A 13,690-nucleotide genomic window follows, 5' to 3' on the forward strand; every position below is an offset into this window, starting at 1 on the left:
AAATCCTTATGATGAATAACCACCATAAGGATTTTTTAATGCTAGATTTAATAGCTAATATACAATACTTCTACAATTTAGGCTACTACCTAGTACTTAAATAGCCTGTCTGAGGATCGAACTCAGGATTCCGCGCTGAGAACGCGACGTCTTGACCACTTGACCAACAGGCCATTTCAATACTAAATTATAGTCCTTTTAAACCTGTAGTCAATATATTATTAATTATATTTTTATAACCATTAATTATAATCGTGCTTGTAATTCTTTTGTTTTTTCTTCATATCCAGGCTTACCAAGCAAGGCAAACATATTTGTTTTATACGCTTCAACGCCGGGTTGGTCAAATGGATTAATGCCGTTTAAGTAACCTGAAATACCGACTGCAATTTCAAAGAAATAGAATAAGTATCCTAATGAGAATTCGTCTTGTTTTTCAATTTCAACAATCATATTAGGCACTCCACCGTCAACGTGAGCCATAACAACGCCTTGCGCTGCAGTATCGTTAACATATGACATGTTCTTACCTTGTAAGTAACCTAAACCATCTAAATCTTCATCAGCTACAGGGACAACATAATCACTAACTGGCGTTGCTATCTTAACAACTGTTTCCATTAAATCACGACGACCATCTTGGATATATTGGCCTAGTGAATGCAAATCAGTTGAGTAATTAGCTGATGATGGGTAAATACCTTTATGATCTTTACCTTCAGATTCACCTTGCAATTGTTTCCACCATTCAGCAAAGTATTGTAAAGTAGGTTCCCAATTAGCAAGAATTTCTGTGGTATATCCTTTACGATATAAGATGTTACGCATAGCGGCATATTGATAAGCACCATTAGTTTGTAAGTCTGGATCAGCGTAATCAGCTTGGGCTTGTCGTGCACCTGCCATTAACTCTTCGATGTTGGCTCCAGAAGCAGCAATTGGCAATAAACCACATGCAGTTAAGACTGTAAAGCGACCACCAACGGCATCAGGAACAACAAAAGTTTCGTAACCTTCGGCTTCAGCTTCACTCTTTAAAGCCCCACGTTTAGCATCAGTTGTAGCATAGATACGACTCTTAGCACCTTCTTGACCATATTTCTTTTCCAATAAATCTTTAAAAATACGGAAAGCAATTGCTGGTTCCGTAGTTGTACCAGATTTTGAAATAACATTAACTGAGAAATCACGATCACCAATTACTTTAATTAAATCATTAATATAGGCTGGGCTAATTGAATTACCCGCGAATAAAACTTGTGGAAATTCACGTTGATCATCTGGTAAGTAATTATTATAGAATTCATGTAAAAAATCAATTGCAGCACGTGAACCAAGATATGATCCACCAATTCCGATAACCACTAAAACTTTAGAATCGCTTTGAATTTTCTTAGCTGCAGCTTGAATACGGGCAAATTCATCTTTATCATAATCAGTTGGCAAAGTAACCCAACCCGTAAAATCAGAACCTACACCTGTACCTTCGCGTAAATCACGGTCAACAGCATTAACCATTGTTTGCATTTGCGCAAGTTCGTGATCGTTAACAAAATTCTTAACGTTAGAATAATCAAATTTAATTCGTGCCATTATGTGAAGCCTCCTAGATAATTAAGATACTTATATTATATTGTAAAAGCGCTTTCAAAACCAGTGGTATAGTCCAATTTTTCGAAAAATTTGCGTTTTTTCAACATTTTCTTAATTTTAGCATATTCTTATTACTTTGATTAATCAAAAAATTTTTTTCTTGCTAATTATAAATTAATAAAAAACCTAAAAAAGCTTTCATATCAACAACAATATACATTTTAATTTTTTTATTATTTAAAAAATAAATAATAAAAAAGCCGAACCATGTGCAAATAAAAGCGGTTCGGCTTTAATTATAAACTTAGCTGTTTCCAGTGAAACTGTAATATTATACTTAATAGCTAGTAAATACGTGGCTTTCAAAATTCCGATCATTACTATTACGGCTTAAGAAAGCTTGAATACCATTGGCAGAGTTTATTGTGATATCAACTGGGACACCACTTGGTAGAAATTTAGGAGCAACTTGTGCTACGAAATTGGTGAAGCTAATAATTTCTGTTTGGCTATAAAACTGCGTTGTGATTGTCACGTGTTCGCCTTGAATTTTTTGATCTAAATACTGTGCTTGTGCAGTGATATCAGAAACTGTTGGGAAAAAATTTTCAACCTGTGATTGGAAATTTTGAAAACTTTTACTATCGTTATTTGCAAAATCTTTTGTACTTGCACCTATCAATGGAAATACTTTATTTACCACATCTAATTTATTCCAGTTATCGATTGTTGAACTCTTTGTTTGTGTGCTTGCATAAAAAGTCCCTCCAGATAAATTATCAGTCGGTGCTTGAACATACATGGCAACTACAATCGGTAAGTCACTTGAAATACCTCGAGTTTTACGTAAACGTTGTACAACTTGTTTGGCAACATCATTTCCATAATTTTGCATTGCGGCTTTACTAATATTTTGCTTAAAAGTCGCACCATATTGTTCTTTTTGATAGTAATCAATTGCGTTCATTGCAATCCCAATAGTAATCCCTTTGAGTACTAAATTGTCACCATTTTTTTGCATAAAGTCTTGTTCTTCAATTGACTGAACATAAATTGGATTACGACTATCATCTTTCTTACCGTTGTCTTTAGGATTTAAACCATTCGGATTATTTTTTGATTTTCGACCTAACCAACTGCGTAACGTGCTACCACTTAAATACTGCCCTTCTTGAAAGATATAATTGGCTGGATCATAGAACTGTTTTGAAATATTTAATAGTCCACCTTCAAAACTAGTTAAATTAAAAGTATTGTTCATTGTAGTAGCGGTCAGCCCACGTGCATTACTAGTCAAATAATGACCGTTTTTAATAACACCAGAATATTCACTTTTGGAAATTTGCCCAGTTGTCTGTACTCCGGCTTGGTTTGAATTTGTACTTGCTGTTCCACCACCAGTAGAACTACCAATATTTCCACACGCTGCTAACAACGCTGCCATTGCAACACCACCAACTAGCATTGTAATTTTTTTAAATCTTGCCATTAAACTAATTTATTCTCCTTGTTCATTCATCGCTGAAACAAAGCGTTCTTCTGACCATACTTCAATTCCTAAAGCTTCAGCCTTGGTTAGTTTACTTCCAGCATCCATTCCAGCAATTACTAAATTAGTCTTTTTTGAAACACTTCCAACGACATCAGCTCCGTGAGCTTCTAACCATTCTTTTGCACCTTCACGTGTTAATGTAGTAAGTTTACCAGTTAATACAACCTTTTGACCACTAAAAGCGTTATCAGTGATTTTTGAACTTTCTGTTCCTAAATACGCCATATTCAACTCTAATTCTTTTAAGCGATTAATTAAAATTACTACTTGAGGATTAGCAAAAAACTGCGTAATAGCTTCAGCAATAACTAACCCAATTCCAGCAATTTCAGCAATTTCAGCAGTTGTTGCTTGCATAAGTGCTGGAATATTACCAAAGTGGCTAACTACTTGTTTAGCGACCTTAGCACCAACCCCACGAATTCCTAAGCCAAATAAAAGGCGCTCAGCTGAATTTGCTTTAGAGGCTGTTAAAGCTGCTAACAAATTATTAGTTGCTGTTTCTGCAAACTTATCTAACATAATAAGTTCATCATATGTTAATTGATAGAGGTCTGCAACATCTTTTACCAAACCTTTATTAAGCAGTTGGTTAATAATTTGTGGCCCTAATCCGTCAATATTCATCGCATTCCGGCTTGCAAAGTGTGTTAACTGCTCAAGTAACTGAGCTGGGCAAGCGGGGTTGATGCAACGTAAAGCTACTTCGCCATCAACGTGAACTAATTGTTGCCCACACGATGGGCATATAGTCGGTACCATAAATTTGGATGCATCCTTTTTTCGACGCTTAGTATATACCTGACCAATTTCAGGAATTATATCACCCGCCTTGTGTAAATCAACATAATCACCTTTGTATAAATCTTTAAGTGCTAAATAATCTGGATTATGCAATGAAGCTCGACTTACAGTTGTACCAGCTAATTGTACTGGAGTCATAATAGCGGTCGGTGTTACCACACCAGTACGACCAACCGTCCATTCAACATCTAGCACTTGGGTAATAGCCTCTTCTGGTGGAAATTTATATGCTATTGCCCATCGGGGAACTTTGACGGTATTACCAAGTTTAGCTTGTTCATCCAACGAATTAACTTTAACTACAATACCATCAATTCCATATGGTAGTTCTTCACGCTGTTGGTTAAAGTCTTTAATGACTGTTTCAAATTGATTTGCATTAGTAACTACTCGATTTGTCAAATTAACTGGTAAGCCCAGTTCAGCAAAACGTTTTAATACTTGTGCCTGTGTGGTTACATTGAGTATATCAGCCTGATCAGTGTAATAAATAAATGCACTTAATTGACGAGCTTTAGTGATTTTAGCATCTAGCTGACGTAAGGAACCTGCAGCAGCATTCCGTGGGTTAGCAAATGTTGCTAACCCATCAGCTTCTCGTTGCTTGTTTAAATTAACAAAAGCCTGTTTGGGCATGAAAACCTCCCCACGTACTTCAATTGTTAGTGGTTCAGTTAGTTGCCTAGGGATGGCATCAATCGTCAAAATATTGGCCGTAACATCCTCACCAATAACTCCATTACCACGCGTTGATGCTTGAACAAGTTTACCTTCTTGATAATCCAATGCAATTGCTAGACCATCAATTTTTAATTCCAAATTGTAATCCAACTTTGAGACTGCATTTTTTTCTGTACGAGTCGCCCACATGGTTAACTGTTCCATCGAAAAAACATCACCTAATGATAGCATTGGTATTGGATGTTCTACTTTAGGTAAAGCTGATTTTTGTACTGAACCACCAACTTGCTGAGTCGGTGAATCTTTAGTAATTAATTGTGGGAAACGTTCTTCTAAAGCAACTAATGAGGCGTAAGCTGCATCATACGTAGCATCTTCAACCGTTGGAGCGTCATTTTCATAGTACTCCTGCCCCCATTGTTTAATTTGCACACGTAATTTACTAATATGTTCCTTAGCAGTTTTGACATCTAAGGCAGCATCAAATTCATCCATTTTATCTTCCTCATTTACTTTTAAGCTTTAGTAATTGGAGCAAAAGCCGCTAATAAGCGTTTTATTCCTTTTTCTGGAAACGCAATATCTAATTCTGTATCTTCACCTTGACCGTCAACTTTAATAACTGTCCCAATTCCCCAAGCTTTGTGTTGAACTCTTTGACCAGGAATCCATGCCTCACGGTCTGCACCGGTGCCATTGTTACTTTTAGTAGTTTCAGTTGGTCGCTTATATACAGGCTTAGAAACTTTATTAGTTTGTTGCCAAGGTGACCGTCCCGTACCGGTAACCATTGCACCGGCATTATTTCCAACAAATTCAAGTAATTCATCTGGAATTTCACGTATAAAGCGAGATGCTTGATTACTTTGGGTCCTTCCATATAGCAAACGTGAATAAGCATTTGTTAAATATAATTTTTCTTTAGCACGGGTAATCCCAACGTATGCTAAGCGACGTTCTTCTTCTAATTCATCTTCTTCCATCATTGCTCGTGATAATGGAAAAATACCTTCTTCCATTCCAATCAAAAAGACCGTTGGAAATTCCAATCCTTTAGCTGCATGCAAAGTCATTAAGGTAACTTCAGCTGTTGTTTCCTCAACATTATCTAAATCAGAAACTAATGCTAAATCAGCCAAAAAATCAACAAACATATTATTAGTATCGTCTTCATTTTCATCGACATAACGCTCGTCAAATTGTTTGGTAACTGATAAAAATTCTTGTAAGTTTTCAATACGTGATTCGGCTTCTAAATTTTTTTGTGCTTCTAAAAAATCAAGATAACCTGATTTTGCTAAAATTTCTTCAGTCATATCAGTAATGTTTAAGAATTCACGTTGTTTAATAAAATTATCAATTAATACGGCAAAATCAGCAAAATTTTGCTTAGCACGACTACTTAAATCGTTAGCTAAATCAACATTATGCGCAGCTTCTAGCATTGACATATTATTATCAATGGCAAAGGCCCGTAACTTCTCAACAGAGGTTGTCCCTATTCCACGCTTGGGCTCATTAATAATTCGTTCAAAGCTCATATTATCGGCAGAGTTAGTTACTAAGGTTAAATAAGCTAAAATATCGCGAATTTCTTTACGATCATAGAATTTACTCCCACCGACCATTGTATATGGGATATTGGCTTTCACTAACTTATCTTCAATTGACCGTGATTGGGCATTAGTCCGATAAAGCACAGCAAAATCATTAAAAGTAGCCGTTTTAGCTTCAATTGCTTTTTTAATTTCAGCAACTACATATAACGCTTCTTCGGCTTCCGTTTGAGCCCGGTAGTACGTAATTTCTTCACCGCCAACGTTTTCAGTCCATAATTTTTTAGGTTGTCGCACAACGTTGTTATCAATAACGGCATTGGCGGCATTTAAAATCGTACTCGTCGAGCGGTAGTTTTGTTCTAACATCACTGTGTGGGCATCTGGATAATCTTTTTCAAAATTCAAGATATTATTCATATTAGCACCACGCCAACCATAAATACTTTGGTCAGCATCCCCCACTACACATAGGTTCCGGTAACCACCAGCTAGCATGTTAACAATCGTATATTGGGCATCATTTGTATCTTGGTACTCGTCAACATGCACATACTGAAATTTATTTTGATAATATTCTAGGACTTCGGGTTCTTGTTTGAACAATTCAATTGTCAACATAATCAAATCATCAAAGTCGACACTTTGACTTAGCTTCAAGCGACGTTGGTACTCAACATAAACTTGACCAACAATTTTTTCAAATGGGCTGTATGCCTTTTCCTGAAATTCTTTTGCATAAATCAGGTCATTTTTGGCATTAGAAATTGTTCCTAAAACTGCCTTGGGATCATATTGTTTACTATCGATATTAAAGTCAGCTAAAATCTGCTTGATTAATGTTCGCTGCGCTGAAGGATCAGCAATCGTAAAATTGCGATTAAATCCTAACCGCTCGATATCACGCCGTAAAATCCGAACCGCTAAACTATGGAAAGTTGAAATCCAAACCTCATTAGCTTCCTTTTCATCAAGGAGTTTACCAACCCGTTCCTTCATTTCACGCGCTGCTTTATTCGTAAAAGTAATTGCTAAAATATGCCATGGGGCAACATTCATTGTTTCAACTAAATAAGCAATCCGATGCGTTACGACCCGCGTCTTACCTGAACCAGCTCCCGCCATAATTAATACCGGGCCACTAGTTTGTACAACTGCTTCTTGTTGCCGATTATTCATACCAGCTAAAAAATTTTTTTCCACGAATTGTTCCTCCACACATCAACTTGTCTCGCCAAAATAAAAATGGCATCTCATTTATTATTGTACCAAATATTCCCACAAATGCATTGGCACATCCGTATTTAATACCAATTCAAAACGGACAACTGGTTGCATTTTTTGCGTACGTTGATTTAATAATTCCGTCGCGTAGGTTGCTTGTTGATCAACTGTAACTGGGCCTAAATAATAAAACGCTGCACCTTCATCATCTGATTTCTTAACAAATAATGGTACGAAAATATTACGTTTTTGGGCATCAAATAATGCTGCTTCAACTGGTGAACTTAACGTTCGATTGGCTTTACTATAAAATGGTAACCGATTGGGTGCGATAAAATTATTATCATATGTGAGTGCCGTTGCTGCTTGACCACTTTTTTCAACTGTGACAAAAATTGGTAAGGTTTGCGTGGGCACATCATACTTATATCCTCCAATATCAATACTTGGTAAATCACTCGCCCAGTTCAATAGCCGGACGACATCTTTACGGCGATATTTTTGATATAACGTAAATTGATTTTGTCTATCATTACTTGCACTAATCATTAATAATCCCACTTCAATCACATCTAATAACATTATTTGTTCTAAATCATTAAATAATCGTGGTAATTGCCATGTATCGCCTATCACATCAACGATTGATTGCTCCCCATATTTACGCCGATCAATCGCGGTGAAATAATCTTTGATGCCTAAGACATTAATGATTGAATTTAACGTGGCTTGGTCATGATACTCATCTTCTAGAATAGTTAATACTTCCATTGTTGTTAATGGGCCTTGTTTTAATAATGCTTTTAAAATTAATAATTCATGGCGCCGCTGACCAAATGCCAATTCCTGACTAATAAATTGGAGCCACGCAGTAAAATCAGGTGCTAACTCAGGTGCAACTGTCCCCGTCATTTTACTAACAAAGGCCGGATACATTTTGAACTTATTGAGAATTAGCCGGACATCCATTTGATTACTTTGATAAACTTCCACCAGCGTTGGTAGCCGGCCAAAACGATTACATAACGCTTGAAATTGCTGTTTTAATTCCGTAATCTTGTCAAATTTAACAGCCGTCACCGCTTGTAAAATTTGTTGGGCGGCAATTGCTTCAAAATTAATCGTTGAAAGGCCACTTATTTGTGGTTGTAAAACTTGTAATCGTAAATGATCTTTATCAGTAATTGTGCCTGTTTCAAAAGCTTGGGGAATTAAATAGTTATTTTGGTAATTACCAATAAAATCAATCACTGTTAAATAGTCTTTGCCGCCAAATTTACGTAACCCGCGGCCTAATTGTTGTAAAAAGATTATCTTAGATTGGGTGCTACGTAACATCACAATTTGGTTAACTGATGGAATATCAATCCCTTCGTTAAATATATCAACCGCAATTAAATACGTTAATGTCCCAGCTTCCAACGCTGCCACCGCTTCCTCACGGACACCATTACTTGATTGGGAACTTAAAAATTGACTCGCCAAGCCCCTTTCAGTTAACTTAGCGGCCAAAATCTCCCCTTCTTCAATCCGACTGACAAAAATTAAGCCCCGTAATTGTTCACCAGCATAGCCATAATAATTTGTTTTGGTAATTAAATGTTCGACCCGTTCATCGGCTACCAAATATTTTAAAGCCGTTAAATCCGTAATTAATTCACCATCTACTTGGTAATCTGCGACCCCAATATAATTAAATGGCACTAACATATCGGCTGCTAAGGCATCGGCCAATGAAATTTCATATGCTAAATTATAATCAAATAGTTCATATACATTAAAGCCATCTGTCCGTTCAGGAGTAGCAGTAATCCCTAACATAAAGCTTGGCTTAAAATACGTAAACAATTGTTGATATGATGGTGCTTTGGCTCGATGGGTTTCATCGATAACAATATAATCAAATGCAGTTGCATCAAACTCAGCATAATGCTTGGTTAAAGTCTGAATTGATGCAAAGACAAATCGTGTCGAACTGGTATGTTGGCTACCACTATAAATCCCAAATGTATCTTCTGTAGTGGTAAAAATCCGTTTAAAAGTCGTCATTGCCTGTTGTAATAATTGTTCCCGGTGAGCAATAAACAATACCCGTTTTGGTTGAACTTGTTGAATATCAAATGCCGCTAAATATGTTTTCCCTGTTCCGGTTGCTGATACCACCAAAGCCCGTTTAGCAGCCTGCTTCCGTAACGCTTGGAGCGCCGTCAAAGCGGCCACTTGCATTTTATTTGGGGTAACCTTTGGATCTTCTCTCACAAATGGCTTAGTAGGTAATGGCGCTTGATATTGCACGGTATATTCGGCTAACCACGCCGGTGTTAACGGCACGGCTTGGCTACTTAATTGCGCTAAGGCATGTTGAAATTGTTGGGTAAAGGCTCCTTCCGTTAATGAACTTAACTTAACCGTCCATTCTAAGTTAGTTTTTAAGGCGGTGGCGGTTAAATTCCCACTACCAACCAAAATCGTATGGTGTTGTGCATGTTTAATATAATATGCCTTAGTATGAAAGGCATTTTCTGTTACAATTTCGACTTCGATATTTGGTATTTTTAAAAGTTCAGCAAACATTTTAGGTTGATTAAATCCTAAATATGTTGAGGTAATAATTTTCCCTTTAACTCCTCGTAATGCCAAATCAGCTAACTTTGTTTTGAGCATTAAAAGCCCACCTTCAGTGATAAAGGCGACTGCAAAAATAAATGTCTCAGCCGTCGCTAATTCATTATTTAAACAATCGCCTAAATTAAAGTCAGTATTTGTAATTAAAGTTGGTGTTAAAGGACTTTGAAAATTCGTTTGAGCATTTACCATTCCATGCGTCAAACTTGCTAATAAATCCTTTTGCATATCTTTCTCCGATCACATGAATAATAAACTGACAATTGTAATAATCATTGCCACAGTATTATTGAGCATATGTACTGCGATTGACATCTTTATCTGACCACTCTTTTTGAATGTATATGCCAAAATCATCCCCATGGTTGCATACAAGGCAAAACTAATAGGATTGCTACTTGCATGCCCTAATGAAAATATAATGCCACTTAAAACAACATTAAGCCACCAAGCTCGGTGTTTAAAAAAATAATTAATAACAATTCCTCGAAATATAAACTCCTCTACAAATGGAGCAATGAAGGCCCCTGCAAAACCAAAAACAATTAACGTTACTACGTTACTCGATAGTAGACTATTGATATTGGCTTGATTCTCTGTTGAACCACTATTAAAAACAATTTTCATAAAATAATTAAAGACAATATTTAAAACTAATATTAATCCATACGTTTTAAAAACGGTATTAATCTCTTCACTAGAAAAACGTTTAAATTGCGGTTTAGAAAGGTTAGGCTTTAAAATCCACCATCCTAGTACTGCAATCCCGATATATACCACTAAAAATAATATCGCTGCAATATAAATTACCCCTGGAGTCTTTTGAAAAAGACCACCAATTTGTAGAATACTTGGTACAAATAATACTAAAAGAAACATCCCAATTAATATTAAAATTCTGGTAATAATGGTTAATTGATCACCGGTTCTTTTCATCCTGTTCACGCTCACTTTCCAATTTTGCTTTCTGCAACCAATAAACAATCCATGTCATTAAGCCACTAAGTAAAATAAATAAAATTCCATATATTAAAATTAAGAGGCCAGTACTTAAATGATAGTAAATGCCTAGAATTGTCGCTACAATAAACATACTAATAATTATTAAGCCAACAAAAATTTGAATTACAACCTTCACTAATATTCCCCTCTTACTTGTTCATTAAAAATTGTACGCATTAATGCTGCATACTCATGCGTTTGAAAAGATGATAGCCTTAAGTAATTAATTTGTTCAAGTCGACATGTTAACGTCCAAAGTGAACTCAAATCATAATCATCCACATAATTAACTTGAACATCTTCATGGTCTAATTGCTTAATGTAACCAGTCACTGTTGCGTCTAACTGAGCATCATCAGTAAAACCAATCGTTAAAACTTGTCTTTGTTGAAAAGCAGATTGTAAAAAAGTCCACAAAAAATTGATTTGCGTTAAATCAATCTTGCTAATTAATGCGTCAACTTTCCAAATATCATAATAGCCTTCTATTTGAGCTAATTTAATTCTAACATTCAATGCCCACAAGTAATCTGATTGCGTTTCTATATTATAAATATCCGCTCGATTAATTAATAATAAACCGTTTATCTTACCATCTGGATCAATTCCTTTAACCATGCAAAACTGGCTATCATATGCAACAACCACGCCAATTGTATACGTGTCAGGGCTAACAAAATGATGAATTTCAACTAGCTGCTGTGCTTCTTGTAAGTTTTTAATACTTTCTGAATTTACTATCACTACTTTATTGACTACTGGCAACATTTTTATTTCAAGCTCCAGTAGGTACTCCTTTATTATTTGTTTTGTTACTAGCTATACTCGTACCCGTAACTATGATTTATCATTCTAGCCGTGCCATTAGCTGTTATAAAAAATTGCATGTTATGCCGGCTAATTACGTATATATAATTATACTTAACAAATGGCTATCTAATTAATCCGTCAATATTTAGCATTATATCTAACTAACTTTTATTTTATACATAATTAACCTTCACTTTCTATTTTATTTTAACAAACGTTAATCATCCCCGCTATCTAGATAGCTTTAAATTTACTATCCACAAAATTCAAGTTTTTTCATATATATAAACGCTATGGTATAATAAGCTTTATAAACTGAAATTATTTAATTTTATAGGAGGCATTTCATGCTCAAAGAATTCAAAACATTCCTTCTTCGTGGTAACGTTCTTGACTTAGCTGTGGGGGTTATTATTGGGACTGCTTTAACAGCTATTGTTAAAGCTTTGTCATCAGGGATTATTTTGCCTTTAGTTAACTTATTTATGTTCAAAATTGACTTAAGTAAATTAAAATTTAGTATTGGCCAAGCAACGTTCCAAATTGGACCTGTCCTTGAAGCTGTTATTTCATTTGTAATTACTGGGTTTGTATTATTTATCCTAGTTAAAACTGTTAATACATTCTTCATGAAGAAAAAAGATGAAGAAGAAGTAACTGTAAACGAAGAATTAGATACACTACAAGAAATTCGTGATTTATTAAAAGCACAAAATACTAATAGTATTGAAAAGCACTAAATTTCTATTTTATCTAAACAAGTAAAAAGCGGTGGGGAAATTTTCTCTGTCGTTTTTTTCTTTCATTTTAACTATCGACGTATTTTCTTTTATGGAGTTTGCTATAATATGGACATGAAAACTTTTAAAATTAATAATTCTGAAACTACCCAAGCTTTAGGCCAACGTCTTGGTCAAATTGTTAGCCCTGGGGATGTCATCCTTTTGGATGGTGATCTTGGTGCTGGTAAAACAACTTTTACTAAAGGCATTGCACTTGGCCTAGGTATCCAACGTAACATCAAAAGTCCAACTTTTACCATTATTAGAGAATATAAAACTGGACGTCTCCCACTCTATCATATGGATGTTTATCGACTTGAAGATGGTGGTGGCGATGAACTTGGTCTTGATGAGTACTTTAATGGTAATGGTGTTTGTGTTATTGAATGGTCACAGTTTGTAGCCAATGAATTACCCAAAAATCATCTAACAATTTCATTTAAACGTGATGACAGCAATTTAGATTCAACCAATCGTACAATTACAATCACCGCTTCTGATGCACATTATGAAGGAATGATGGCTCAATTATGACAACTAACCAAACTGAAGTAAGTATCCGGCCAGCGATACCAACTGATGCTGCCGCTCTATTAGAATTGCTTAAACAGCTCCAAACAGAAAGCTCAACTTTTGAAGTCGCAAATAACCTTAATGAATTAACGATTGCAAAAGAGACTCATCAAATCGAATTAATCCAAGCAACTACGACTAATATTATTTTAGTTGCTGCTCTTGATGATCAGCTTATCGGGGTAGCAACTGCTATTGAACGCAATGATCATTCTAATACAAGTGAATTAGGCGTTGCTGTACTTAAAGAATTCTATAACAACGGTCTTGGTACTGCATTGGTTGATGAGCTTATCTATTGGGCTGAATCATATAGTACCCTAGACAAACTTGTATTAACTGTTTTAAACAATAATACTGCTGCAATTAAAATCTATGAAAAATTAGGTTTTGAAGATAATGATATTCAACCTGATATTGTTACTAACTTGCGTGCGATGACTTATGATTTAGCCCCATTAATCGGCTAATTATTTTTGGAGGCTTTT

At 35.5% G+C, this 13,690-nt stretch carries 11 protein-coding genes and 1 tRNA gene; 3 read left to right on the top strand and 9 right to left on the bottom strand.

Annotated elements, in window-relative coordinates; genetic code table 11:
- Window positions 1-101 precede the first annotated feature (101 nt).
- The 9 genes from HF964_RS05910 to HF964_RS05950 form a co-directional block, all read right to left on the bottom strand.
- Window positions 102-173: transfer RNA gene (locus HF964_RS05910), tRNA-Glu, on the bottom strand.
- Between the two features lie 73 nt (window positions 174-246).
- A complete protein-coding gene (locus HF964_RS05915) occupies window positions 247-1,593 on the bottom strand; it encodes a glucose-6-phosphate isomerase (RefSeq protein WP_168722129.1) in 1,347 nt (448 codons plus the stop codon).
- Window positions 1,594-1,930: 337 nt separating this feature from the next.
- Entirely contained in the window at window positions 1,931-3,082 is a 1,152-nt protein-coding gene (locus HF964_RS05920; protein WP_168722130.1) for a CamS family sex pheromone protein, read from the bottom strand.
- Window positions 3,083-3,091: 9 nt separating this feature from the next.
- Window positions 3,092-5,125: an NAD-dependent DNA ligase LigA gene (gene ligA / locus HF964_RS05925; protein ID WP_168722131.1), complete on the bottom strand. Its 2,034-nt coding sequence runs from the start codon at window positions 5,123-5,125 to the stop codon at window positions 3,092-3,094.
- Window positions 5,126-5,145: 20 nt separating this feature from the next.
- On the bottom strand, window positions 5,146-7,365 hold the full coding sequence (gene pcrA / locus HF964_RS05930; protein ID WP_168722166.1) for a DNA helicase PcrA: 2,220 nt from the start codon (window positions 7,363-7,365) through the stop codon (window positions 5,146-5,148).
- Window positions 7,366-7,446: 81 nt separating this feature from the next.
- Window positions 7,447-10,263: a DUF3427 domain-containing protein gene (locus tag HF964_RS05935; protein WP_168722132.1), complete on the bottom strand. Its 2,817-nt coding sequence runs from the start codon at window positions 10,261-10,263 to the stop codon at window positions 7,447-7,449.
- A gap of 12 nt (window positions 10,264-10,275) precedes the next feature.
- A complete protein-coding gene (locus tag HF964_RS05940; RefSeq protein WP_168722133.1) occupies window positions 10,276-10,971 on the bottom strand; it encodes a CPBP family intramembrane glutamic endopeptidase in 696 nt (231 codons plus the stop codon).
- Window positions 10,955-11,173, bottom strand: a complete 219-nt coding sequence (locus HF964_RS05945) for a hypothetical protein (RefSeq protein WP_168722134.1) — start codon at window positions 11,171-11,173, stop codon at window positions 10,955-10,957. The genes HF964_RS05940 and HF964_RS05945 overlap by 17 nt, the downstream gene beginning before the upstream one ends.
- Window positions 11,173-11,805 carry a hypothetical protein gene (locus HF964_RS05950; protein ID WP_168722135.1) on the bottom strand — a complete coding sequence of 211 codons (633 nt, stop codon included), beginning with the start codon at window positions 11,803-11,805 and terminating at the stop codon, window positions 11,173-11,175. The genes HF964_RS05945 and HF964_RS05950 overlap by 1 nt, the downstream gene beginning before the upstream one ends.
- 389 nt (window positions 11,806-12,194) lie before the next feature.
- Between HF964_RS05950 and mscL the strand changes: the two genes are divergently transcribed.
- The 3 genes from mscL (at window position 12,195) to HF964_RS05965 (ending at window position 13,672) form a co-directional block, all read left to right on the top strand.
- Window positions 12,195-12,587 (top strand): large-conductance mechanosensitive channel protein MscL, encoded by a 393-nt coding sequence (mscL, locus tag HF964_RS05955; protein WP_168722136.1) that lies wholly within the window; start codon window positions 12,195-12,197, stop codon window positions 12,585-12,587.
- Window positions 12,588-12,701: 114 nt separating this feature from the next.
- Window positions 12,702-13,163, top strand: coding sequence for a tRNA (adenosine(37)-N6)-threonylcarbamoyltransferase complex ATPase subunit type 1 TsaE (gene tsaE / locus HF964_RS05960; protein WP_168722167.1), 462 nt, complete (start codon window positions 12,702-12,704; stop codon window positions 13,161-13,163).
- Window positions 13,160-13,672, top strand: coding sequence for a GNAT family N-acetyltransferase (locus tag HF964_RS05965; RefSeq protein WP_168722137.1), 513 nt, complete (start codon window positions 13,160-13,162; stop codon window positions 13,670-13,672). Before tsaE ends, HF964_RS05965 begins: the two co-directional genes overlap by 4 nt.
- The last annotated feature ends 18 nt before the right edge of the window (window positions 13,673-13,690 follow it).

Origin of the sequence: Periweissella fabalis (genome assembly GCF_012396505.1) — a bacterium.
Taxonomy (GTDB): Bacteria; Bacillota; Bacilli; order Lactobacillales; family Lactobacillaceae; genus Periweissella; species Periweissella fabalis.

Excerpts from the sequence above, each read along its gene's own strand:
- HF964_RS05950 (WP_168722135.1), bottom strand. The coding sequence starts at position 11,805 with ATGTTGCCAGTAGTCAATAAAGTAGTGATAGTAAATTCAGAAAGTATT.
- pcrA (WP_168722166.1), bottom strand. The coding sequence starts at position 7,365 with ATGAATAATCGGCAACAAGAAGCAGTTGTACAAACTAGTGGCCCGGTA.
- HF964_RS05920 (WP_168722130.1), bottom strand. The coding sequence starts at position 3,082 with ATGGCAAGATTTAAAAAAATTACAATGCTAGTTGGTGGTGTTGCAATG.
- mscL (WP_168722136.1), top strand. The coding sequence starts at position 12,195 with ATGCTCAAAGAATTCAAAACATTCCTTCTTCGTGGTAACGTTCTTGAC.
- HF964_RS05915 (WP_168722129.1), bottom strand. The coding sequence starts at position 1,593 with ATGGCACGAATTAAATTTGATTATTCTAACGTTAAGAATTTTGTTAAC.
- HF964_RS05965 (WP_168722137.1), top strand. The coding sequence starts at position 13,160 with ATGACAACTAACCAAACTGAAGTAAGTATCCGGCCAGCGATACCAACT.
- tsaE (WP_168722167.1), top strand. The coding sequence starts at position 12,702 with ATGAAAACTTTTAAAATTAATAATTCTGAAACTACCCAAGCTTTAGGC.
- ligA (WP_168722131.1), bottom strand. The coding sequence starts at position 5,125 with ATGGATGAATTTGATGCTGCCTTAGATGTCAAAACTGCTAAGGAACAT.
- HF964_RS05935 (WP_168722132.1), bottom strand. The coding sequence starts at position 10,263 with ATGCAAAAGGATTTATTAGCAAGTTTGACGCATGGAATGGTAAATGCT.
- HF964_RS05940 (WP_168722133.1), bottom strand. The coding sequence starts at position 10,971 with ATGAAAAGAACCGGTGATCAATTAACCATTATTACCAGAATTTTAATA.